We start from the raw sequence: 22,466 nt of genomic DNA, 5'->3' as shown, positions 1-22,466 counted from the left end.
CTCAGCCCGGCTGGAGCCGGACGGTGACGATCAGGCCGCCGCCCGGGCGCGGCACCGCGTACACCGCGCCCCGGTGCGCCAGCACCACCGAGCGGACGATCGACAGCCCGAGGCCCGCGCCCTTGGCCGACTCGACCCGGTCGGAGTTCAGCCGGCGGAACGGCTCGAACAGCCGCTCCACCTCGTAGGCGGGCACCACCGGGCCGGTGTTCTCGACCTGGACGGTGGCGTAGCCGTCGAGCATGCCGGTGCGGATCCACAGCTCGCCGCCGTCGGCCTCGTTGTGCTTGACCGCGTTGTCGACGAGGTTGGACACCAGGTGCTCCAGCAGCACGGGGTCGCCGAGCGCGGTCCCCGACGTCAGCTCCGGGTGCACGGCCACGTCGTTGTCGTGGTCGCGGCGCGCGGAGTGCTCCAGCACCGTCGCGGCGACCTCGGCGAGGTCGACGGGCGTGCGGTCGGTCAGCTCGCGCTCGCTGCGGGCGAGCAGCAGCAGGCCCTCGATGAGCCGCTCGTGCCGGGCGTTGGTGGCCAGCAGCGTCTTGCCGACGGTGCGCAGGTCGTCGGACGCCTCGGGGTCGCCGAGCGCCACCTCCAGCAGCGTCCGGTTGATCGCCAGCGGGGTGCGCAGCTCGTGCGAGGCGTTCGCGACGAACCGGCGCTGGGAGTCGAACGCCTGGCCGAGCCGCTCCAGCATCGCGTCGAAGGTGTCGGCCAGCTCCTTGATCTCGTCGTCGGGGCCCTCCAGCGCGATCCGCTCGTGCAGGGTGCTCTCCGACAGCCGGCGCGCGGTCGTGGTGACCCGCTGCAGCGGGCTGAGCGCCCGGTCGGCGACGAACCAGCCGAGCACCAGGGTGATCACCCCGACCCCGGCCAGCGCCATGAGGGACCGGCCGACGAGCTGCTTCATCGTCTGCTCGACGAACTGGTGCTGCAGCTCGGACGCCTCGGCGTCGGTGATGCCGAGGCCGATGACCTTGACGTTGCCGAGGATGTTGGCCATCAGCACCGACATCACGAACAGCAGCAGCGCCCCGGCCATGAAGAACAGCAGCCCGTACAGCAGGGTCAGCCGCAGCCGGACGCTCATCCGGCCGGGCACCTTCTTCAGGTCGCCGAACGACGCGCCGCCCTCGGCCCGCCACACGCCCCGCCCGCCCTGCTCGGGGCCGGGGACCTGCTGGGGGCCGGGCCGCCGCCACCGGCCGGGGCGCGCGGACCTGTCGTCCTGCCCGGCGGCCTGGTCGGCCTGCTGGCTCTGGGGTCCGGTCTCGGATGTCACAGGCGGTATCCCACTCCGGGCACGGTCTCGATGACCGGAGGGTCGCCGAGCTTCTTGCGCAGCGTCATCATGGTGACGCGGACGACGTTGGTGAACGGGTCGATGTGCTCGTCCCAGGCCTTCTCCAGCAGGTGCTCGGAGCTGACGACCGCGCCGTCGGCGCTGAGCAGCACCTCCAGCACCGCGAACTCCTTGCGGGTCAGCTCGACCGGCCGCCCGTCGCGGGTCACCTCGCGGCGGGCCGGGTCGAGCGCGATCCCGGCGCGCTCCAGCACCGGCGGCAGCGGCGCCGCGGCGCGCCGGCCGAGCGCCCGTACCCGGGCGATCAGCTCGGCGAACGCGAACGGCTTGGCCAGGTAGTCGTCGGCGCCGATGGACAGGCCCTCGACCCGGTCGTCCAGCTCGCCGGCGGCGGTCAGCATGATGATCCGCGCGGGGTAGCGCTGCGCCACGAGCTGCTTGCACACGTCGTCGCCGTGCACCCGCGGCAGGTCGCGGTCCAGGACGATCACGTCGTACTCGTTCACCCCGGCGCGCTCGAGGGCGCCGGCGCCGTCGTAGGCCACGTCCACGGCGAGCGCCTCGCGGCGCAGCCCGGTCGCGATCGCGTCGGCGAGCACCCGCTCGTCCTCGACGACTAGAACACGCACTCTGCGTCCCCCTCCGGTCGGGGCGCGGTCCGCCCCGTGGTCCAGATATGCCACGGAAGTCGTAAGACGCCCGTAAACACCTGTTCAAGATGGCGTCCGCCGCGCCGCGTTAACTGGCGGTGTAAGGATCCGCGAAAGTTGCACCGACGAACAGGTTTACCTTCAGCCTACGGCTGGGTAGGCATGGGCACGATCCGGGAGGAGGCCCATGGGCGAGTTGTCACGCACGATCAAGCAGCGGCTCGACGACGCGTACGCGTCGCTGCGCAGCGCCCACGCGGAAGGCGACACCTACCTGGCGGACATCCGCCAGGAGGAGATCAACGAACTGCGCCGGATCGCAGCGAACAACGACATCGGCGTCGAACCACCCCGCTGCGACTGAGACGCCCGACCGCGGAGCCCGGGACGCCCGTGTCCCGGGCTCTTCGTCTGCCCCTCCCGTGCCCCGGAATCAGCCCCTGAGCGGGTCGAGCGGCGCCAGGAGATCGTGCAGCGCCTCGAAGGTGCCCGGCCCGGCCGCGATGGTCAGCTCCGGCCCCGGCGCGGCGCCGTGCAGGCCCTCGACGCGCCCGCCCGCCTCCTGGACGATCAGCGCGCCGGCGGCGATGTCCCACGCCTGGACGCCGCGCTCGTAGTAGGCGTCCAGGCGCCCGGCGGCCAGCGAGCACAGGTCGACGCAGCACGAGCCGCCGCGCCGGATGTCCCGGACGGCCGGCAGCACCCCGGTGAGCACCCGCGCTTGCGCGGCGCGCCGTCCGGCGTCGTAGCCGAACCCCGTCGCGACCAGGGCCCGGCTCAGCGGCACCCGCTCGGTCACCCGCAGCTCGCGGGTGCCGGACGCGGTGTGCAGCAGCGCCCCGCCGCCCCGGAAGGCCGTGTACGACTCGCCGCGCCGCGGCATCTCCACCGCGCCCGCGACGGCGACGCCGTCCACCTCGGCGGCGATGCTGACCGCCCAGTCCGGCAGGTCGTAGAGGTAGTTGACGGTCCCGTCGATCGGGTCGATCACCCAGCGGACGCCGCTGCCGCCGCCGTGCTCCCCGCCCTGCTCGCCGCCCTCCTCGCCGAGGAAGGCGTCGTCCGGGCGGGCCGCCCGGATCCGCTCGATGATCAGCGCCTCGGCGGCCCGGTCCATCTGGGTGACGACGTCGGTGGGCGACGACTTGGTCTGCACCACGTCCGGGCCGCCGGCCGGGCGCTTGTCGACCAGCATCCGGCCCGCCTCCCGAGCGGTCGCGGCGGCCAGCTCCAGCAGGTCCTCGGGCAGGCTCAATTCCCCTCCTCCAACAGCAGGCGCGGCAGCGCGGCGAAACGCGGGTCGCTGCCGGGCGTCGCGGCGCGGGCGAACGCGACGCCCAGCTCGGCGGCCCGTCCGGCGGCCTCCACGTCGAGGTCGTACTTGACCTCCATGTGGTCGGAGACGAACCCGATCGGCACGGCCGCCGCCGCGCGGACGCCCTCGCCGGCGAGCTTCTCCAGGTGGTCGGTGATCTGCGGCTCCAGCCACGGCTGCGACGGCGGGCCGCTGCGGCTCTGGTAGACCAGGTCCCACGGCGTCCCGGGCGCGGCCCGGTCCGCGACCGTGCGGGCAGCCCGCTCCAGCTCGGCGACGTACAGCTCGCGGTTCGGCTGGGCCAGCGGGACGCTGTGCGCGGTGAACAGCAGCCGCGCGCCGTCCGGCAGCCGGCCGAGCGCGTCCCGCGTCGCGTCCACGAACGGGTCGAGGAAGCCGGGCCGGTCCCAGTAGACGGGCAGCTTGTCGATCTCTGGGGCGCCGGGGACCTCCTCGCGCGCCCGCGCGATGTCCTGCACGTACTGGTCGTTGGTGGAGTAGCCGCTGTAGGCGGACGTGACGAACGCCGCCGCGCGCCGGATCCCGTCGTCCTTCATCCGCCGTACGGTGTCGGCGAGGTACGGGGTCCAGTTCCGGTTGCCCCAGTACACCGGCAGGTCGACGCCGTGGGCGGCGAAGTCGGCCTCGATGGCGGCCTTCAGCTCCCGGCACAGCCGGTTGATCGGGCTGACCCCGCCGAACAGGTGGTAGTGCTCCCCCACCTTCTCCAGCCGCTCGCGCGGGATGTTGCGGCCGCGGGTGACGTTCTCCAGGAACGGGATCACGTCCTCGGGCCCCTCCGGCCCCCCGAAGGACAGCAGAAGCAACGCGTCGTAGGACGTCATGCACTCCATCCAACCAGCCCGCCCGCGGTGCCCCGCCCCGGGCGGGGCACCGGGGACGCGCGCGGGTCAGTTGTAGCGGGCCGCGTACGCGCGGGCGAGGTTCAGGACCTTCTGGACGTACCAGTCGGCGTGGTTGTAGTGCCAGACCGCCTGGTACAGCTGCTGCCCGCCCCGTCCGGCGCCGTTCGCGCACAGGTACTTCGCCGCGCCCGGGATGGCGTCGTAGGGGTTCATGATGTCGGCCTTGCCGTCCCGGTCGCCGTCCACCCCGTAGATCTTCCAGGTGGCCGGCATGAACTGCATCGGGCCGAGCGCGCCGGCGCTGGAGCGCCCGGCGTTGCGCCCGTGGTCGCTCTCCACCTGGCCGATCGCGGCGAGCACCGTCCACGACAGGCCCGGGCAGGTGGTGGCGGCCTGCTTGTACAGGTCGAGGTAGCCGGTCGCCTTGCCGCCGGTGCCGGACGACTGGTACTTGGCGTCGTGCAGGTTCACCACGTTGGCGTGCCCGCCGAGGATCTTGCGGACCGCCCTGACGACCTTGGCCGGGCTCACTCCGGGCGCGTTGACCAGCACCGCGACGTTCGGCACGAGGCCCATCTGCGTCCCGGACCTCTTGCTGACCAGCATGTTGATCCCGGGCAGGCCGAGCTGGCCGGAGCCGCCCATGGTCAGCTTCGGGATCGTCCGGCCGACCACCGGGTACTCGTAGCCGCGGGTCAGCTGCAGCTGCTCGGCGGCCTCCGGCGAGACGACGAACCGGTCGGCGGCGAGCGCCGCCCACAGGTCGGTCTTCTTCGCGGTGCCGGGCGGCGTCCAGGAGCGGAAGGAGGACGGGTCGACCGCGAACGCGTTGACCTGCCGGCCCTGGAGCTGGACGGCCCCGCCCGCGACCGCCACCACGTCGCGGACCTTCGAAAGCTTGGCGATCTTGGCGATCTTGGCGGCGGGGATGGACCCGGCCTCGGCGGCGAGCACGTCCGGCGGGACGACCCGGCGCAGCGGGGCGACCTGGCCGCCGTCGACGACCTTCACCGGGTCGCCCTGGCCCGCGCTCGGCGGCGTGTCGCCGTGCGGGGAGCCGCCGGCGGCGCGCTTGGGATCGTCGGTGGTCAGCGCCGCGTACACCCCGGCGGACGTGCTGGCGACGGCGAGCACGGCGATGGTCGCGATGAGCAGCGGCAGGCTCCGCCGCAGGCCGCCCGGCGCCGGCGCGCGCTCGGGCGGACGCGCCGCCCGGACGTCGCGCTTCTTCTTCTGCGGCCTCTGCCGGGGCGGGCGGCCGGCCGGCGCGGGGGCGGCCGGCGCCCCGTCCGCGGCCGCGCGCGGTGCTGATGGAGGAGCCACAACATTTCCCAACGAGTGTCGCTACGGGTGAGTTACACGTCTTGGCACTTCTTTCCCCCAGGTAACGTGATCATGGGGCTGAAGTCGAACGACGCGGGCCGGGGGCGGCCCTCTCCCGGTGGGGAGGGGAGGCGCGGATGTCCGGCGGTCCGTACCGGGAGCTGCTGTCGGTCCCCGGCGCCCGGCCGTTCGTCGCCGCCGGGTTCGTCGGCCGCATGTCGATGTCCATGGTGGGGATCGGCATCGTCCTTCTCGTGTCCGCGGTTACCGGATCGTACGGTATCGCCGGATCCGTGACGGCGACCCTCTCCCTCTCCTACGCGGTCGGCGCCCCGCTCAGCGCCCGGTACGCCGACCGGTACGGGCAGCGCCGCGTTCTGGTGCCGCTGGTGGCGGCCAACACCGCGAGCTTCGCCGTGCTGATCGTCTTCGCGCTCGCCGGGCTGCCGGTGTGGACGCTGTTCCCCGCCGCCGCGGCCGCCGGGCTGACGCAGGTGTCGCTGGGCGCGTGGGTGCGGGCCCGCTGGTCGCACGTGCTGCGCGACTCCCCCGCCCGGCTGCACACCGCGTTCTCGTTCGAGTCGGTCGTGGACGAGGGGATCTTCGTCACCGGGCCGCTGGTCGTGACGGCGCTGGCCACCGGCGTGCACCCGGCGGCGGGCCTGGGCGCCGCCGCGGCCTGCACGCTGGCCGGCTGCCTGGCGCTGGCCGCGCAGCACGGCACCGAACCGCCGCCGCGCCCGCGCGCGCCCGGAATGCGCGGCGGGGTGTTCCGCAACCCCGGCGTCGTGGTGATCACGCCGGTGTTCCTGGCGCTCGGCATGGTGTTCGGCGCGATCGACGTCAGCGGCGTCGCCTTCGCCCAGGACCAGGGGCACAAGGGGCTCGCCGGGCTGCTGCTCGGCTGCTACGCGCTCGGCAGCGGCACCGCGGCGCTCTGGTACGGGGCGCGGCACTGGCGGCGCCCGCTCGCCCGCCGCTTCCTCGCCGGGCTCGGCCTGCTGACGGCCGGGCTCGTCCCGCCCCTCCTGGTCGGGAACCTGTGGCTGATGATGCCCGTGGTGTTCTTCTCCGGGCTGGCGATCTCGCCGACGATCATCCCCGGCTACGGGCTGGTGGAGCGGCTCGTCCCGCCGCACCAGCTGACCGAGGGGCTGGCGCTGGTCTCGACCTCCGTCGGGGTGGGGGTGGCGGCCGGGGCGTCGGTGTCGGGACGGGTCGTGGACGCGTCCGGCGCGCACGCGGCGTTCCTGGTCCCGCTGGGGTCGGCGGTGGCGGCCGCGCTGGTCGGGCTGGCCGGGTCGCGCGCCCTCAGTAAACGTGAACTTTCCTCACAATCGATTGCCGAGTAGAGTCGGCGCATGTCACCCGTGACCCACCAGAAGTGGCAGAACTGGGCGGGAAACCAGCAGGCCGCCCCGCATCGCGTCGCGACCCCCGGCAGCACCGCCGAGGTGGCCGCGGCGGTCCGGTCCGCGGCGTCCGACGGGCTCACCGTCCGGATGACCGGCACCGGCCACTCCTTCACCGGCGCCGCCGTCGCCGAGGGCGTGCTGCTGCGCCCGGACGCGCTCACCGCCGTCCGCTCCGTCGACACCGCCACCGGGCTGGCCACCGTCGAGGCCGGGCTGCCGCTGCACGCGTTCAACCGCGTCCTCGCCGAGCACGGGCTGGCCCTGGCCAACATGGGCGACATCCAGGAGCAGACCGTCGCCGGCGCCCTGCAGACCGCCACGCACGGCACCGGACGCGACGCCGCCGGCCTGGCCTCCCAGGTCGCCGCGCTCGAACTCGTCCTCGCCGACGGGTCCACCGTCACCTGCTCGCGCGACGAGCGGCCCGAGCTGTTCGACGCCGCCCGCGCCGGCCTCGGCGCCCTCGGCGTCGTCACCGCCATCACCTGGAAGACCGTCCCGATCTTCCTCCTGCGCGCGCAGGAGGAGCCGATGAGGTGGGACCAGGTCCTCGCCCGCGTCGACGAGTTCGACGCCGCCAACGAGCACTTCGAGTTCTACTGGTTCCCGCACACCGAGGGCTGCCTCACCAAGCGCAACAACCGCGCCGACGGCCCGGCCGAGCCGCTGCCGAGGTTCAGGCACTGGCTGGACGACGAGTTCCTGTCCAACACCGTCTTCGGCGCCGTCAACCGGCTCACCCACCTCGCCCCGGCCACCACGCCCTTCGTCAACGGCATCTCCGCCAAGGCGCTCGGCGCCCGCACCTACACCGACACCTCCTACAAGGTGTTCACCAGCCCGCGCACCGTCCGCTTCAAGGAGCAGGAGTACGCGATCCCGCGCGAGGAACTCGTCCCCGCGCTGCGCGAACTGCGCTCCCTGTTCGCCCGCAAGGACTGGCGGATCAGCTTCCCCATCGAGGTGCGGCTGCTCCCCGAGGAGGACGCCTGGCTGTCGATGGCCCACGGCCGCCGCAGCGCGTTCATCGCCGTCCACGTCTACTACAAGGACCGGCACCAGGAGTACTTCCGCGGCGTCGAGGACCTCCTGACCGCCCTCGACGGCCGCCCGCACTGGGGCAAGCTCCACACCCGCGACGCCACCTACCTGGAGAAGGTCTACCCCCGCTTCGGCGACTTCCAGAAGCTGCGCGACGACCTCGACCCCGACCGCCGCTTCGCCAACCCCTACACCCGCCAGGTCTTCGGAGATTGATGCACCGCTGACCGTTCTGCCGTGCGCGGTCAGGGGGTGGTGCGGGCGTTGGGGTCGGCGTCGTTCTGGTCGTTCTGCCGGCCACCGCCGGTCCCGCCGTCCGAGGACTTCGTCGGCTGCGGGTTGGTCGGCGCGGTCGGCGTGCCGGGCGCCGAGGACGTCGGCGCGGTCGGCGCGGTGGACTGGCCGGTCGGCGCGGTCGGCGGCGCCGTGGTGGGCGTGCCGGTCGACGACGTCCCGCCGGACGGGCTGGTGCTCGGCGTGGCGCTGGGCCCGGTGGAGTGCCCGGTCGGGGACGGCGACTTCGGCGTCTCGTCCGAGCCGCCGCCGTCGCCGGTCAGCGCCTTGCTGATGGTGGTGCCGTTGCCCGTGTGCTTGCCGATGGGCGCGCCGGTGGTCGCCTCGTAGAGGGTGATGCCGCCGATCACGATCGCGAAGATCGCCGCGGACGACACCACGAGCTTCACCCAGTGCTGCTTGACCCAGTCGACGGTGGCGTCCAGCGCGGAGCGGCGGACGACCTCCCGCACGGCGTCCGGGCCGGCCGCCGCGGCGAGCGTGTCCGCGACCGTCTCGGCCGGGGTGCGGTCCAGGCGGGTGGCGTTCGGGTCCCCGCCGCCGGGCATGCGCAGGTCGAGCCGCGTCGCGTTCGGATCGCCGCCGGGCCACACCACGGTCCGCGTCGGGTCGGCGCTCATCGCCTCGACCGCGGCCCGCTCCGCCACGTCCCGCCGGTTCACCGCCGTCTGGAGATGCGTCAGGTCCTTGATCTGGCTGCGGCCCTGATCGAGGTAGTGCTTGACGACGGCCGAACCGGCCGTCGACATCACGCTCATCAGTGCCGCGCCGATGATCGTCCCGTAGACCCCCAGGTAGGACGCCCCGACGGCGGCGGCCAGCGTCGCCACCCCACTGGCGATCAGCTGCGTCGTGCTCACATCCGGCAGCTTGCGCTGCATCGACCCTTTCACCCCTGTTCCCTAGCCCGGATCCCCCGGCAACGAAACTATTCGGAAGATCCGAGTGTTCCTGCCACGGACGTGACGCTCCTAACCCCGCAGGAGTGGAGCGCTGCGCCGGGCGTCAGGCAGAGTGTGGAAAAGGATGCACAAGAATCCGGCAGGGCGGCCACGCTCGTGCCTCCGCACCGGCAAGCTAGGTCAGGTGCCCTCTTCGGCCTCGTGAAGAGGGCTTCGAGAGCGGCGATGTTCGGACATGCCGGGTACGGTGCTGGCAGCAGGTGTGTCCGGAAGAGAGACTCGGGAACCCGGGGGAAGGGCACGCATGCGCCCTCGGCGGGCAACGGGCGACCGGCCGGTGAGACCGCGGCCGGACCGGCCGGCGCCCTCCGTGCCGTCAGGACAGGGCAGGAAGGACACGCATGCAGGAGCTGCGCCTCGTCGCGGTCAGCGAGGACGGTACGTACCTCGTCCTGGCCACCGCGGGCCGAGGCACCCGGTTCACCCTGCCCGTCGACGACCGGCTCCGCGCCGCGATCCGTGGGCACTTCTCCCGCCTCGGCCAGTTCGAGATCGAAGTGGAGAGTCCCTTGCGTCCCAAGGAGATCCAGGCCCGCATCCGGTCCGGCGAGACGGCGGAGGAGATCGCCGAGTCGGCGGGGATCCCCGTCGAACGGATCCGCTGGTTCGAGGGTCCGGTCCTCCAGGAACGCGAGTACATGGCGCAGCAGGCGCAGCGCGTCGCGGTCCGCCGGCCCGGCGAGACCACCCTCGGCCCGCCGCTCGGCGAGACCGTCGAGGAGCGGCTCGGCCGCGGCGGCGTCGACCTCGAGGAGGTCGAGTGGGACTCCTGGAAGTGCGAGGACTCCACCTGGCGCGTCCGGCTGTCGTTCTTCGACAACGGCCGCCCGCACGCCGCCGAGTGGTCGTTCGACCCGCGCCGCCGGCACGTCTCGCCGCTCGACGAGATCGCCGCGCGGCTCACCGCCGTCGAGTGGGACGACGAGGCGCTGTCGGACACCGTCACCCCGCTCGTCCCGCGCCGTCCCGCGATGAAGGTCGTGCCGAGCGAGCGCGAGGTGTCCGCGCGCGGCCTGCCCGCCGAGCCGGAGCAGCCCGCCGCGCCCGGCCCGCTGCGGCCGGCCGAGCCGCCGCAGTACATCGTCGAGCGGGGCCGCATGGTCGACCCGCGTCCCGCGTTCCGCGACCTGCCGAACGAGGGCGCTCCGCTTCGTGAGGCGTCCCGTCCGCTGTCCTCGGACGGCCCCCGCCTGCGTGAGGCCCCCGCCCGTCCGGCCGACCCACGGCCGCGCGAGGACGACGAGGCCCGCGCGCCGCGGCCCCGCCAGGAGCCGGCCCAGCGTCCCGCCGACCCGGAGCCGCGCGAAGACGCCGAGCCCCGCGCTGACGCGCGTGCGCAGGACGACCGTCCGCAGGGCGCGGGCGAGGAGGTGCAGCCGCACGAGAGCTTGGCGGCGGAGAGCCGTGCGCCTGAGGAGGCGGCGGCCGAAGACGTGCGTCCCGCGGAGGACGCGGCCGACGGTAAGGACGAGGAGCCTCAGGAAGCGGCTCCGGCCGAAGAGGACACCCCGCGTCCTGCCGTGAGCGAGGACGAGCAGCAGGACGTCGAGGAGAGCCCGAGCGCCGACACACCCGACGACGAGCCCTCTCGGGAAGAGCCTCAGCACGCCGCCGAGGACGAGCGCCCGGTCGACGAGGCTCAGCAGGAAGAGGACGCACAGGCGTCCGGCGAAGAAGCCGCCGAGAGCGAGTCGCAGCAGCCCGAGGCCGCCGAGGAGCCGGCGGCCGAGGCGGCTCCGTCCCGCGACGAGCCGGACGAGAGCGCCCGCACCGACGCCCCGGCGGCGGAGCAGCCCGAAGAGCCTCCCGCCGACCAGGCGGACGACGAGGCTCCCGAGGACGACCGGGAGAGCGAGACGCGTCGACCGGACGCGGCGGCCGCGGCGGCCGCGCAGGCGCCGGAGGAGAAGGCCGCGCGGCCTGACCCGGCTCCGGCCCCGCAGCATCCGGCGCGGCGGGAGCCGCCGCGCCCGCCGGCGAAGAAGAAGCCGGCCCGGCCCACCATGCCCGCCGCCGCTCAGGACAAGCCGGTCACCGCTCCCCCGGCCCCGGCCGCCCCGGCGGCGGAGACGCCGGAGCGGCGTCCCGCGCGGCCCCGGCGCAAGTCCAAGGGCAAGCGCGCCTCCGTGCCGTCCTGGGACGAGATCATGTTCGGCGCCCGCCGCCCCGAGTAGGACCCGGCCGGCGCCTCGGCCGGCGCCGCGCGGTAGGCGGCGCCGGCTGTTCGATGAACGGGGCGAGCCATTCCGGGGTGATGGCGGCGGCGAAGGCCACGGCGTCCGGCTCGGCCATGTCCGTCGCGGAGTAGCCGCCGTCGCCCGCGCCGGTCGCGACGAACAGGGTGGCGAGGCCGAGGCGGCGCTGGAACAGGGTGCGGCGGACGCGCCAGCCGATGACGGCGCCGTGCTCGACGACGACCTGCCGGCGGCGCAGCGACCCGGAGCGGACGGTCAGGCGCTCCCCGTCGGTGCCGTGCCCGAGCTGGCGGTAGCGGTCGAGGCCGAGCGGGACGGCGAGCACGGCCAGCACGGCGCAGGCGTAGGCCACCCACGGCTGGCCTGCCAGGACGGCGAGCGCGGCGACCCCGGCGGGCGGCGCCACGGCGCGGGCCACGCGGCGGCCGCGCGCCGCGCGGGGATGGGCGACCAGCGGGCCGGGGACCGGGCCGAGGACCCGCGACGCGAGGTCCTCGGCGGCGGACCGCGGCGCGGCGGGCAGCAGCCGGCCGCGGTGCGCGGCGTCGCCGAGGCCGGTGATGAGGGCGCCGAGGCGGACGATGCCGGCGCGCCGCTCGAGCGGGTTGTCCGACAGCTCGACGCCGCGCAGCCGGCGCCGTTCCAGTGACACGGCGCGGCGGGTGAGCAGGCCGCGTTCGACGAGGATCGACCCGTCCCGCTGGTGCACGGTGAAGTCCCAGTTGAACAGCGCGAAGACGATCACCGACATGACCGGCATGGCCAGCACCAGCAGGGCGAGCAGCACCAGGGCGAGGACGGGGCCCGTCCCGGCGACGTCGTGCCCGACGCTCTCGACGCGCTGCCGGGTGATGAGGCCGAGGTCGTCGCCGACGTTGTAGAGGGTGCCGAGCACGCTGCCCGCCAGGGCGAACGGGGTGAGCACGTAGGCGCCGCTGAGCGGGGCGTACAGGTACCAGCGGGGCGGCAGGCGGGCCAGGACGCGGCGGGGCGGGAGCCGCTCGGCGGCCGGCCGGGCGAGCAGCACCCGGCGCAGCCGGTCGGCCTCCCGGCTGGACACGGCGTTGAGGGTGCCCTCGCCGCCCTCGGCGCCGGCGTCGATGTGCACGACCGCGAGGCCGAGCAGCCGGTGCGGCAGGGACGTGCTGACGTCGACGCCGCGGATCCGGTCGCGCGGGATGCTCTTGACGGACCGTCCGAGCAGGGCGCGGCGCAGTTCGATCCGGTCGTCGTGCAGGACGTAGCTGAAGGTGGCCCAGCCGGTGACGTGGAAGACCAGCCCGAACGCCAGCCCGGCGAGGGTGAAGTAGAACGCGATGGACATGCCGCCGACCAGCAGCCCGGTGGCACCAGCGGCGAGCAGGGCGGTCAGCTCCCGGACGGCGCCGACGACGAAGGTGAGCGGGTGCAGGCGCCGGCGGTGCGGCGCGGCGGCGGCGGGGTGCGGCGGGGGCCCGGCGGCGGCGGACCCCCCGGTCCCGGGGCGGACGCTCACGTCGCGTCGTCGCGCAGGTCGTGCGCGCGGTGCGCGAGCTGCTCGGCCAGCCGGGTCGCCACGTCCGCGGGCAGGCCGGACACCTCGGACGAGCCGGTGTGCGAGGCGGTGTTGACCTTGATGGTGGCCAGGCCGAGCAGCCGTTCGATCCAGCCCTGCTCGGTGTCGACGGTCTGGATCCGGCTGACCGGCACCAGCAGCCATTCGCGGCTGAACCAGCCGGTGCTGGTGTAGACGACGTCGGCGCTGACCTCCCAGCGGTGCACCCGGTACCGCCAGACCGGGGCGGCGGTGACCATGAGGAGCCCGGCCGTCCCGACGATGTAGGGCAGCCAGCCGACGCGGCCGGCCAGCCAGCCGGGCATGCCGCTCCAGCCGGCGTCGCCGAGCCAGGCGGCGACGCCGAGCGCGAGCCCGAACGCCAGGCCCCACAGCAGGAGGTACTCGATGGCCCAGTGCGCGATGGCGCGCGGCGAGACCCGGTGCGCGGGCGGCCGCAGGCGCGGCGGGTGCGACCCCCCGCCGTCCTCGCGGTGACCGCGCCGCACCGACGTCACACCGCGAGTTTAGAACGTCCGGAGAAAACAGCGCGGTACCAGCGTTCTGTCAGTAGCGGCTGGCAGAGTGAGCCGGACGTGCGGCAGACCGAGTCCTAGGAGATCACATGTCCCACGCGATCCAGGCCGAGGGCCTGGTGAAGCGGTTCGGTGAGACCAGGGCGCTGGCCGGCGTCTCGCTCACCGCCGAGCCCGGCACGGTGCTGGGCATGCTCGGCCCGAACGGCGCCGGGAAGACGACGGCGACGCGGATCCTGGCCACGCTGATCGAGCCGACGGAGGGCAGCGCCCGGGTCGGCGGGTTCGACGTGGTGCGCGACGCGCACAAGGTCCGGCAGCTGATCGGCCTGACCGGCCAGTACGCCGGGGTCGACGAGATGCTCACCGGCACCGAGAACCTGGTCCTGATCGGGCGGCTGCTCGGGATGCCGCGGCGGGCGTCGCGGGCGCGGGCGGCCGAGCTGCTGGAGCGGTTCCAGCTCACCGAGGCCGCCGAGCGCGCCGCCAAGACCTACTCGGGCGGGATGCGCCGCCGGCTCGACCTGGCGGCGAGCCTGGTCGGCCGGCCGCAGATCCTGTTCCTGGACGAGCCGACCACGGGCCTCGACCCGCGCAGCCGCAACGGCCTGTGGGACATCGTCCGCGGGCTGACCGGCGACGGCGTCACCGTGCTGCTGACCACGCAGTACCTGGAGGAGGCCGACCAGCTGGCCGACGACATCGTGGTGATCGACCGCGGCCAGGTGATCGCGCACGGCACGTCCGACATGCTGAAGGCGCAGGTCGGCGGGCAGGTGCTGGAGCTGCGGCCGATCCGGCAGGGCGACGGCGGCGCCGCCGCGCGGATCGTCGCCGACCTCACCGGGACCGAGCCGGAGATCCGGGACGGGCTGGTGTCCGCGCCGATCACCGATCCGGCGCTGATGCCCGCGGTCGTCCGGCGGCTCGACGACGCCGGGGTGGCGGTCGGCGAGCTGTCGCTGCGCAAGTCCAGCCTGGACGAGGTGTTCTTCGCCCTCACCGGCCACCACACCGACGACATCGACGCGGAGGCCGGCGAACTGGAGCAGGCCGCCGACAAGGAAGGGGCGTCGGCATGACGACCGCCACCCTCGCGCCGCAGGACCTGGCCAAGCGGGTGTCGCCGGGCGTCGCCGTCCGCAACACGCTGACGCTGGCCTGGCGCAACCTGGTCCAGATCAAGCACAACCCGATGGAGCTGCTGGACCTGTCCATCCAGCCCATCATGTTCGTGCTGCTGTTCGCGTACGTGTTCGGGCCGGCGATGGCCGGCAGCGTGCACGCCTACCTGCCGATCGTCATCCCCGGGATCATCGCGCAGAACGCGCTGTTCGCCGGGATGAGCACCGGTTTCGGGCTGAACACCGACATCACCAAGGGGGTGTTCGACCGGTTCCGCAGCCTGCCGATCTCGCGGTCGGCGCCGCTCGCGGGCCGCATCATCGCCGACACCGTCAAGCAGGCGTGGTCGATGCTGATCCTGCTGGGGGTCGGGTTCGCGATCGGGTTCCGCGTGCACACCGGCGTCCTGTCGGTGCTCCTGGCGTTCCTGCTGCTCCTGACGTTCGCGCTGCTGTTCTCCTGGACGTCGGTGTACATCGCGATGAAGGTGAACGAGCCGGAGAAGGTGCAGATCTTCGGGTTCGTGGTGATCTTCCCGCTGAGCTTCCTGAGCACGGCGTTCATCCCGACGACCAAGGGCATCCCCGGCTGGCTGGCGTTCTGCATGGACAACAGCCCGGTGACGCAGCTGGTGGCGTCCATGCGGGGGCTGCTGGTCGGCGGCCCGGTCCTGGAGCACGCGTGGGTCGCGCTCGCCTGGGGCGTCGGCATCTCGCTCGTCTTCGCCCCGCTCTCCCTGCGCGCCTTCAAGAAGCGCGCTTGAGGGCGGTGAAGGCGAGGGCGGCGGCTGCCAGACCGGTGATGGCGGCGGCGAGGTAGACGTGGTCGAGGCCCTTGGCGGTGTCGTGAGGGGCGTTCTGGAACAGGACGCCCAGGGCGGCGACGCCGAGGGTCTGGCCGAGCTGGCGGAAGGTGGTCATCGCGCCGGCGGCCGTCCCGCGCCGCTGCGGCGGCGCGGCCGTCATGACGGCGGTGCCCATCGCGGGGATCATCAGGCCGACGCCCGCGCCGGTCACGACCAGCCCGAGTGTGATCGACGACGCGCCGGAGCCGGCGTCCAGGTGCGCCTGCAGCGCGCAGCCGATGCCGCTGAGCAGCAGCCCGCCGCCGACGGCGGTGCGCGGCGGGACGCGGCGCCCGCTCAGCATGGAGACCGCGAAGGTCGTCAGGGCCATCGGCATCAGCGCGAGGCCGGCGCGGACGGGGCCGAGGCCGACCGACGACTGGAGCCAGATCGAGGTGTAGATCAGGCAGGCGAACGCGGCCGACGAGGCGAGCACGCAGACCATGACGGCGGCGAACGCGGGCTCGCGGAACAGCCGCAGGTCGAGCAGCGGATCGCGGCGGCGCAGTTCGAGGGCGATGAACCCCGCGAGCGCGGCGAGCGCGGCGGCCAGCCCGGCGAGCACCGGGGCCGCGTCCCAGCCGTCGGTGCCGGCCCGGGTCAGCGCGGCGGTGAGGGCGCCCGCGCAGATCGCGAACAGTGCCATGCCGGGCGGGTCGAGCCTGACGGATCGTCCGGCCCGTTCGCCGCGTCCGATCGCCTTCACGGTGAGCGCGATGGTGGCCAGGGCGACCGGCAGGTTCACCAGGAAGATCGCGCGCCAGCCGAGCCAGGCGGTCAGGGCGCCGCCGAGCATCGGCCCGGCCGCGCCGCCGAGGCCGCTGACGGCGCCCCACACGCCCATCGCCGTCCCCATCGCGGGCCCCTGGTAGACGGCGCCGATCAGGGAGAACGCGGTGACGGCCATGGCGGCGCCGCCGATCCCCTGGACGGCGCGGGCGGCGATGAGGGCGGGCGCGTCCGGGGCGAGCGCGCAGCCCGCCGACGCCGCCGCGAAGATCGCAAGCCCGGCGAGGTAGGCGGCGCGGTGGCCGTAGCGGTCGGCGAGCGATCCGGCCGGGAGCATCAGCACGGCGAGGACGAGGGTGTAGACGTTGGCGACCCATTGCAGGCCGGGCAGGGTGGTGTGCAGGCCGCCGGCGACGCTGGGCAGCGCCACCGCGACGATCGTGGTGTCGACGATGAACATGAACGAGCCCAGGCAGACCGCCACGAGCGGTGACCATCGGCGCATCGGGGACTCTCCTTTCTCTGGAAGGCCCCCACAGCGTCGGCGCCGCGCACGCATACCCGCCAAGCACGGCCGTGATTCCGCCGGAATCCGTCAACTAGTAGGGTGCAGCGATGGATGACGTCACGCTGGACGAGGTCGATCACGGGCTCGTGCACGCGCTGCGGATCGACGGGCGGGCCCCGTTCAGCCGCATCGGCGAGGTGCTCGGCGTCTCGGAGAACACCGTCGCGCGCCGGTACCGGCGGCTCCGCTCGTCCGGCGTGCTGCGGGTGGTGGGCGCGGTGAACGGGCGCAGGCTCGGGTACACCTCGTGGACGATCCGGCTGCGCTGCACGCCGGACGCCGCCGGTGCCATCGCCGGGGCGCTCGCGGCGCGCGACGACACCTCGTTCGTCTACCTGCTGTCCGGCGGCACCGAGATCTCGTGCAACGCGCAGACGCGGTCGGCCGACGAGCGGGACGCGCTGCTGCTGGAGAAGCTGCCGCGCACCCGGCGCGTGATCGGCGTGTCGGCGCACCTGCTGCTCCGCAGCTTCGCGCTGCCCGCCACGTGGCTCGGCCCCGCGGTGCTGTCGCCCGAGCAGGCCGACCGGCTCCGGCCGCGTCCGGTACCCGGCGGGACGCAGCCGGTCGAGGTCGGCGCGGCCGACCGGGCCCTGCTCGCCGCCCTCGCACTGGACGGCCGCGCCGGTTACACCGACCTCGCCAGGGCGACGGGCTGGTCGGACTCCACGGTCAAGCGGCGCGCCGAGGCCCTGCGCGGCGCGGGCGTCCTGCAGTACCAGGTCGACATCGAACCGGCGCGGCTCGGCTTCCACGCCGAGGCGCGGCTGTGGATGTCGGTGCGCCCGTCCGCGCTGCAGGACGTCGCGACCGCGATGGCCGCGCATCCGGAGGTGTCGTTCGTCGCGCTGACCACCGGGCCGACGAACCTCGTCGCCGTCGTGAACTGCCGCGACACCGAGGACCTCGCGCGCTACCTCACCGAACGCGTCGCCGCCCTGGACGGCATCGTCACGATGGAGACCGCGCCGGTGATCCGGACCGTGAAACGGGCCGGCCCGCCGCTGTGATCACGAGGCGGCGCTCCCGGCCCCGGGCGGCCGCGTCATCGTCGACGCGGGCGGGTGTTCCAGGCCGAACTCGGCGACGACGTCGTCCAGGGTGCGGGCCAGCCCGCGCTCGTGGGCCGCGGTGAAGGCCGCCTCGCCGAGGTCGGCGCGGACGGCGGCCTCGATGGCCAGCACGTCCGGCTGCGACAGGTCGCGGGCGCCGCGCAGCCCGTCGGCGGTACCGAGCAGCACGGCCGCGCGTTCCGGGTCGCCGAGCAGGCGCGACCGCTCCGCCAGGCCCGCCAGCACGTACGCCAGGATCGGGTAGTCGCGGGCCTGCGCGGCGCCGCGCACCGCCTCGTCCAGCCGCGCGGACGCCTCGTCCATCGCGCCCATCGCCATGTCGAGCTGGGCGCGCGAGCACAGCACCATCGCGCGGAACTGCGGCGGGCCGGGGATGCCCCGGGTCAGCTCGTCGGCGCGCGACAGCCGGCGCAGCGCCTTCGCCGTGTCGCCGGAGCGGCGGGCGAACTCGCCGAGCTGGTAGTGCACCGCGGCCACCTCCTCCGGCCGCCGGGCCGCCTCGACGCCCTCGGCCGCCGCGAGCAGCAGCGCCTCCCCGCGGGCGCGCTCGCCGATCAGGTCCAGCGCGTTGGCCAGCTTCATGTGGACGTGGACCAGCGCCGCCGTCCCGCCGCCCAGCTCGGCGTTCAGCCGCAGCGACTCCTCGTAGAGCGCCGCGGAGCGGCGGTGGTCGCCGTCCCGGCCGGCGATCTCGGCCTGCGCGGCCAGCGTGAACGACAGCCCCCACCGGTCCCCCGCCTCGCGGAACGCGGCCAGCGCCCGGTCGCAGTCGTCCTGCACGCGGCCCGTCCAGCCGAAATTGTGGGCGACCTGGCCGCGGATGAAGTACGCCAGGCCGCGCACCCACGGGTCGGGGTCGTCCAGCAGCCCGTCGACGCCGACCGCCGTCGTGTCGTCCCAGCCCACCGTGTACATCTCGAAGCTGGTGAGCATCAGGCGCAGCGCCGGGTGCACGGCGGCGGGGTCGCGGCCGGCGCACAGGTCACGGGCGCGGGTCAGCCAGCCGAGCACGCGGTCGCCGTCGAGCTGGTTGTCCAGGGACGCCATGGCCCCGAGCGCGAGGGCGAGCGCGGTCGTCTCGTCGTCCGGGACGTCCGGGAGCGCGAGGATCTCCTCCAGGTGGTCGGCGCCGTCGCGCAGCTCGCCCTGCAGGAACCAGTACCAGCCGAGCGCCGCGCAGAACCGCAGGGCCGTCGCCGCGTCCCCGGCGGAGATCGTCCAGCGCAGTGCGGCGGAGATGTTGTCGTGCTCTGCGGTGAGCCGGTGCAGCCAGTCCAGCTGCTCGGACCGGTACAGGTGCGGTTCCGCCTCCTCGGCCACGGCGACGAAGCAGTCGGCGTGCGCCTGCCGGACGGCCCGCTCCTCGCCCGCCTCGGCCAGCCGCTCGGTCCCGTACGCGCGGATCGTCTCCAGCATCCGGTAGCGCGGCCCGCCGTCCGCGCCGGTCACCGTCACCAGGGACTTGTCGACCAGCGCGGTCAGGACGTCCAGGACGTCGGCGCGATCGAGGCCCGGCCCGGCGCACACCCGCTCCGCGGTCTCCAGCGTCGCGCCGCCGGGGAAGACGGCCAGCCGGCGGCACAGCATGCGTTCGGGGTCCTCCAGCAGGTCCCAGCTCCACTCCACGACGGCCCGCAGCGTCCGGTGCCGGGGCAGGGCGGTGCGGCTGCCCGCGCTGAGCAGCCGGAACCGGTCGTCCAGGCGGGTCGCGACCTGCTCGGGCGTCATCGCCCGCATCCGGGCTGCGGCCAGCTCGATCGCCAGCGGCATGCCGTCCAGCGCCCGGCAGATCCGGACGATCCAGGCGACGTTGGCGCCGGTCACCGCGAATCCGGGCGAGACGGCGGCGGCGCGGTCGGCCAGCAGCCGGACGGCGGGCCGGGCCAGCGCCTTCTCCGGGGCGGCCGACGGCGGCGGCGCCTCCAGCGGCCCGACGGTCCAGAGCGTCTCGCCGGTGATGCCGAGCGGTTCGCGGCTGGTCGCCAGGATCCGGACGCCGGGGCACGCGGCCAGCACCCGGTCGGCCAGCCGGGCGGCGGCGTCCAGCAGGTGCTCGCAGTTGTCCAGGACGAGCAGCAGCCGCTTGCCCGCCAGCGCGGTGACGAGCCGGTCCAGGGGGTCGGCGGCGGGCGGGGCGGCGCGTCGGCCGGGCATCGGCAGGGCCGCCTCGCGCAGCCCGAGCGCGGCGAGGACGGCGGCGGGCACCTCTCCCGGATCGGTGACCGGCGCCAACTCGGCCGCCCACACTCCGTCCGGCGCGGCGCCGGAGGCGTCGAGGCGGCGTGCGGCCTCCACCGACAGGCGGGTCTTGCCGGCGCCGCCCGGGCCGGTGAGGGTGACCAGGCGGGCGTCCGCCAGCAGCGCGCCGACCCGGTCCAGGTCGGCGTCGCGCCCGATGAAGCTGGTCAGCGGCGCGCTCAGGTTGCCTTTCGAGGGACGCGGCGAAGCGGGGACGGCGTCCGGACGGGCGGAGGCCAAGGCCGGGTCGCGGCGCAGCACCGCGAGGTGGACGGCCGCCAGCTCGGGCGACGGGTCGACGCCGAGCCCGTCGGCGAGGGCGCGCTTGGCCTCCTCGTACCGGGTGAGCGCCTCGGCGTGATGGCCGGCGGCGTACAGAGCGCGCATCAGCAGGGCCGTGGCGGGTTCGCGGAGCGGGTCCTCGGCGGCGAGGGCGCGCAGTTCGGGGATCACCTCGGCGTGCCGGCCGAGCGCGAGGTCGGCGTCGATGCGCTCCTCCAGCGCGGCGCGGCGCAGCGCGTCCAGCCGCGCGGCGGGCGCGTCCGCGAACCGCAGCCCGGCGGCGTCGGCGAGGGCGGGCCCGCGCCACAGCGCGAGCGCCTCGCGCAGGGCCGCCGACCGGTCGGCGGGGTCGGAGGCGCGCCGCGCGGCGGCGACCCGCGCCTCGAAGTCGTGGGCGTCGACGCACGCGCGCGGCAGGACGAGCCGGTAGGCGCCCGACCGCGACTCGACCGCGTCCCGGCCGATGGCGGCGCGCAGCCGCGATACCAGGGACTGCAGCGCGTTCGGCGCGCCGCGCGGCACGCCGTCCTCCCAGAGCGCGTCGATGATCCGCTCGGCGGGCAGGAGCGCGCCGGGGTCGAGGGCGAGCAGGGTCAGCAGGGCCCGAAGCCGCGCTCCCCCGACCTCGACGGGGCCGCCGTCCGCGCGCGCCTCCAGGGGCCCCAGGATCCCGATCCGCACACCGGCGATTGTCCCCCACCGCCGGACATGCCGGCGCCCCGGCGGTCACGGGGACCGCCGGGGCGCCGGCTGCCGGGCGAGGGGCGCGGGTCAGGCCGCGGGCTCGCTCGACCTGGCCTTCGGCTTGGCGTCGTCCAGGGCCGCGAGCTCGAAGTCGGCGCGCGGCTGCTCGACGCTGGCCAGCGAGACGGTCTCGCGCTTGAGGAACAGCGCGAGCGTCCAGTCGGCGATGACCCGGATCTTGCGGTTGAAGGTCGGGACCATCGCGCCGTGGTAGCTGCGGTGGAAGATCCACGCGGGCCAGCCCTTGAGCTTGAAGCCCATCGGGTTCGCCACGCCCTTGTGCAGGCCGAGCCCGGCGACGGCGCCGAGGTTGCCGTGCACGTACGGCTTGAGCGACTTGCCGCGCAGCGACCGGACGATGTTGTCGGCCAGCACCTTGGACTGCCGGACCGCGTGCTGGGCGTTCGGCGGGCAGAACATGCCGTCCTGGGTGAGGTCGGGGATCGCGGCGTTGTCGCCGGCGGTGAACGCCCGCACCAGGCCCTCGATGGTGAGGTACTCGGTGCCCTTGACCCGGCCCCGCTCGTCCACCGGCAGGTCGCCGTGCCGGACCACCGGGGACGGCTTGACGCCCGCGTTCCACACCAGCGTGCCGGCCTGGAAGCTGCTGCCGTCCGACAGCTCGATCTGGCCGTCCACGGCGGACTGCAGGAAGGTCTTCATCTTCACGTCGATGCCGCGGCCGCGCAGCTGCTCGGCGGTCCACTTGCCCATGTCGGGGCCGACCTCGGGCAGGATGCGGTCGGCGGCCTCGACGAGGACGAACCGCAGGTCCTGCGGGGTGACCTTGCGCATGTACCTGGTGGCGTCGCGGCTCATGTCCTCGAGCTCGGCGACCGCCTCGACGCCGGCGAACCCGCCGCCGACGAACACGAACGTCAGCGCCTTGCGGCGCAGGTCCACGTCGTCGGTCGACTCGGCGATCTCCAGCTGCTCCAGCACGTGGTTGCGCAGGTGGATCGCCTCGCCGACGGTCTTGAGGCTGATGCCGTTCTCGGCCAGGCCCGGGATGGGCAGCAGCCGCGGCACCGCGCCGGCGGCCATGACCAGGTAGTCGTAGGAGATCCGCTCCGGCGGGCCGGCCAGCGGCTGCACGATCGCCCAGCCCTCGCCGTGGTTGAGCTCGGTGACCCGCGCCTTGCGGACGGTGCAGCGGGGCAGCACCCGGCGGAGCGGGACGACGACGTGCCGGGGGGAGATGTTCCCGGCGGCGGCCTCGGGGAGGAACGGCTGGTACGTCATGTACGAGTTCGGGTCAACGACGGTGACCTTGACCTCGCCCCGCTTGAGCTCCTTCTTGAGCTTCTTCTGCAGGCGCAGGGCGGTGTACATGCCCACATAGCCGCCACCCACGATGAGGATGTGGGGAGCGCCAGGGGTCTCCTCGGCGGTCCTGGCCATTGCGGCCTCCTATGTCACGGTCGGCTTG

18 protein-coding genes are annotated in these 22,466 nt (G+C 74.5%); 7 read left to right on the top strand and 11 right to left on the bottom strand.

The window, feature by feature from the left end; all coding sequences use genetic code 11:
• Position 1: 1 nt before the first annotated feature.
• Together QP089_RS17405 and QP089_RS17400 are read right to left on the bottom strand one after the other, a co-directional pair.
• Complete coding sequence (locus QP089_RS17405) at positions 2-1,282, bottom strand: sensor histidine kinase (protein WP_285912668.1); 1,281 nt, start codon at positions 1,280-1,282, stop codon at positions 2-4.
• Complete coding sequence (locus tag QP089_RS17400) at positions 1,279-1,932, bottom strand: response regulator transcription factor (RefSeq protein ID WP_285912667.1); 654 nt, start codon at positions 1,930-1,932, stop codon at positions 1,279-1,281. The genes QP089_RS17405 and QP089_RS17400 overlap by 4 nt, the downstream gene beginning before the upstream one ends.
• A 208-nt stretch (positions 1,933-2,140) precedes the next feature.
• Here QP089_RS17400 and QP089_RS17395 point away from each other — a divergent pair, with 208 nt between their 5' ends.
• Positions 2,141-2,317: a hypothetical protein gene (locus tag QP089_RS17395; RefSeq protein ID WP_173095336.1), complete on the top strand. Its 177-nt coding sequence runs from the start codon at positions 2,141-2,143 to the stop codon at positions 2,315-2,317.
• A 69-nt stretch (positions 2,318-2,386) separates the two neighbouring features.
• On the opposite strand, the gene QP089_RS17390 is transcribed toward QP089_RS17395, so the two are convergent.
• From QP089_RS17390 to QP089_RS17380, 3 genes are all read right to left on the bottom strand, one after another.
• Positions 2,387-3,208, bottom strand: a complete 822-nt coding sequence (locus tag QP089_RS17390) for an inositol monophosphatase family protein (RefSeq protein ID WP_285912666.1) — start codon at positions 3,206-3,208, stop codon at positions 2,387-2,389.
• On the bottom strand, positions 3,205-4,113 hold the full coding sequence (locus QP089_RS17385) for a ferrochelatase (RefSeq protein WP_285912665.1): 909 nt from the start codon (positions 4,111-4,113) through the stop codon (positions 3,205-3,207). Before QP089_RS17385 ends, QP089_RS17390 begins: the two co-directional genes overlap by 4 nt.
• 66 nt (positions 4,114-4,179) lie before the next feature.
• Positions 4,180-5,457, bottom strand: coding sequence for a lytic transglycosylase domain-containing protein (locus QP089_RS17380; RefSeq protein WP_285912664.1), 1,278 nt, complete (start codon positions 5,455-5,457; stop codon positions 4,180-4,182).
• 137 nt (positions 5,458-5,594) lie between these two features.
• Between QP089_RS17380 and QP089_RS17375 the strand changes: the two genes are divergently transcribed.
• Both QP089_RS17375 and QP089_RS17370 read left to right on the top strand, forming a co-directional pair.
• Positions 5,595-6,809: an MFS transporter gene (locus QP089_RS17375; protein WP_285912663.1), complete on the top strand. Its 1,215-nt coding sequence runs from the start codon at positions 5,595-5,597 to the stop codon at positions 6,807-6,809.
• A gap of 9 nt (positions 6,810-6,818) precedes the next feature.
• Positions 6,819-8,129 (top strand): D-arabinono-1,4-lactone oxidase, encoded by a 1,311-nt coding sequence (locus QP089_RS17370; RefSeq protein WP_285912662.1) that lies wholly within the window; start codon positions 6,819-6,821, stop codon positions 8,127-8,129.
• Between the two features lie 29 nt (positions 8,130-8,158).
• Here QP089_RS17370 and QP089_RS17365 read toward each other — a convergent pair whose 3' ends face one another.
• Entirely contained in the window at positions 8,159-9,067 is a 909-nt protein-coding gene (locus QP089_RS17365) for a hypothetical protein (RefSeq protein WP_285912661.1), read from the bottom strand.
• Between the two features lie 443 nt (positions 9,068-9,510).
• Here QP089_RS17365 and sepH point away from each other — a divergent pair, with 443 nt between their 5' ends.
• Positions 9,511-11,343: a septation protein SepH gene (gene sepH, locus QP089_RS17360; protein ID WP_285912660.1), complete on the top strand. Its 1,833-nt coding sequence runs from the start codon at positions 9,511-9,513 to the stop codon at positions 11,341-11,343.
• Here sepH and QP089_RS17355 read toward each other — a convergent pair.
• Positions 11,315-12,859, bottom strand: coding sequence for a PH domain-containing protein (locus QP089_RS17355; protein ID WP_285912659.1), 1,545 nt, complete (start codon positions 12,857-12,859; stop codon positions 11,315-11,317). The genes sepH and QP089_RS17355 overlap by 29 nt on opposite strands.
• Positions 12,856-13,416 carry a PH domain-containing protein gene (locus QP089_RS17350; protein ID WP_285912658.1) on the bottom strand — a complete coding sequence of 187 codons (561 nt, stop codon included), beginning with the start codon at positions 13,414-13,416 and terminating at the stop codon, positions 12,856-12,858. Before QP089_RS17350 ends, QP089_RS17355 begins: the two co-directional genes overlap by 4 nt.
• A 107-nt stretch (positions 13,417-13,523) precedes the next feature.
• Between QP089_RS17350 and QP089_RS17345 the strand changes: the two genes are divergently transcribed.
• Together QP089_RS17345 and QP089_RS17340 are read left to right on the top strand one after the other, a co-directional pair.
• Complete coding sequence (locus tag QP089_RS17345; protein WP_285912657.1) at positions 13,524-14,516, top strand: ATP-binding cassette domain-containing protein; 993 nt, start codon at positions 13,524-13,526, stop codon at positions 14,514-14,516.
• On the top strand, positions 14,513-15,322 hold the full coding sequence (locus QP089_RS17340) for an ABC transporter permease (RefSeq protein WP_285912656.1): 810 nt from the start codon (positions 14,513-14,515) through the stop codon (positions 15,320-15,322). The genes QP089_RS17345 and QP089_RS17340 overlap by 4 nt, the downstream gene beginning before the upstream one ends.
• Here the strand turns inward: QP089_RS17340 and QP089_RS17335 are convergent.
• The gene (locus QP089_RS17335; RefSeq protein ID WP_285912655.1) at positions 15,306-16,637 is read right to left on the bottom strand and encodes an MFS transporter; all 1,332 of its coding nucleotides are present in this window, start codon (positions 16,635-16,637) and stop codon (positions 15,306-15,308) included. The genes QP089_RS17340 and QP089_RS17335 overlap by 17 nt on opposite strands.
• Positions 16,638-16,747: 110 nt before the next feature.
• Between QP089_RS17335 and QP089_RS17330 the strand changes: the two genes are divergently transcribed.
• The gene (locus tag QP089_RS17330) at positions 16,748-17,710 is read left to right on the top strand and encodes an Lrp/AsnC family transcriptional regulator (RefSeq protein ID WP_285912654.1); all 963 of its coding nucleotides are present in this window, start codon (positions 16,748-16,750) and stop codon (positions 17,708-17,710) included.
• On the opposite strand, the gene QP089_RS17325 is transcribed toward QP089_RS17330, so the two are convergent.
• Entirely contained in the window at positions 17,711-20,974 is a 3,264-nt protein-coding gene (locus tag QP089_RS17325; protein WP_285912653.1) for an AfsR/SARP family transcriptional regulator, read from the bottom strand.
• Positions 20,975-21,064: 90 nt separating this feature from the next.
• Positions 21,065-22,438, bottom strand: a complete 1,374-nt coding sequence (locus QP089_RS17320; RefSeq protein WP_285912652.1) for an NAD(P)/FAD-dependent oxidoreductase — start codon at positions 22,436-22,438, stop codon at positions 21,065-21,067.
• Between the last annotated feature and the right edge of the window lie 28 nt (positions 22,439-22,466).

This window comes from Actinomadura opuntiae (genome assembly GCF_030283205.1).
In the GTDB taxonomy this organism is placed as follows: Bacteria; Actinomycetota; Actinomycetes; order Streptosporangiales; family Streptosporangiaceae; genus Spirillospora.
Note: the sequence above shows the minus strand (reverse complement) of the source record. Positions and strands in the feature narration are given on the sequence as shown.

Coding starts and splice junctions, on each gene's coding strand:
- QP089_RS17395 (WP_173095336.1), top strand. CDS start 2,141: ATGGGCGAGTTGTCACGCACGATCAAGCAGCGGCTCGACGACGCGTAC.
- QP089_RS17385 (WP_285912665.1), bottom strand. CDS start 4,113: ATGACGTCCTACGACGCGTTGCTTCTGCTGTCCTTCGGGGGGCCGGAG.
- QP089_RS17375 (WP_285912663.1), top strand. CDS start 5,595: ATGTCCGGCGGTCCGTACCGGGAGCTGCTGTCGGTCCCCGGCGCCCGG.
- QP089_RS17370 (WP_285912662.1), top strand. CDS start 6,819: ATGTCACCCGTGACCCACCAGAAGTGGCAGAACTGGGCGGGAAACCAG.
- sepH (WP_285912660.1), top strand. CDS start 9,511: ATGCAGGAGCTGCGCCTCGTCGCGGTCAGCGAGGACGGTACGTACCTC.
- QP089_RS17345 (WP_285912657.1), top strand. CDS start 13,524: ATGTCCCACGCGATCCAGGCCGAGGGCCTGGTGAAGCGGTTCGGTGAG.
- QP089_RS17340 (WP_285912656.1), top strand. CDS start 14,513: ATGACGACCGCCACCCTCGCGCCGCAGGACCTGGCCAAGCGGGTGTCG.
- QP089_RS17335 (WP_285912655.1), bottom strand. CDS start 16,637: ATGCGCCGATGGTCACCGCTCGTGGCGGTCTGCCTGGGCTCGTTCATG.
- QP089_RS17330 (WP_285912654.1), top strand. CDS start 16,748: ATGGATGACGTCACGCTGGACGAGGTCGATCACGGGCTCGTGCACGCG.
- QP089_RS17320 (WP_285912652.1), bottom strand. CDS start 22,438: ATGGCCAGGACCGCCGAGGAGACCCCTGGCGCTCCCCACATCCTCATC.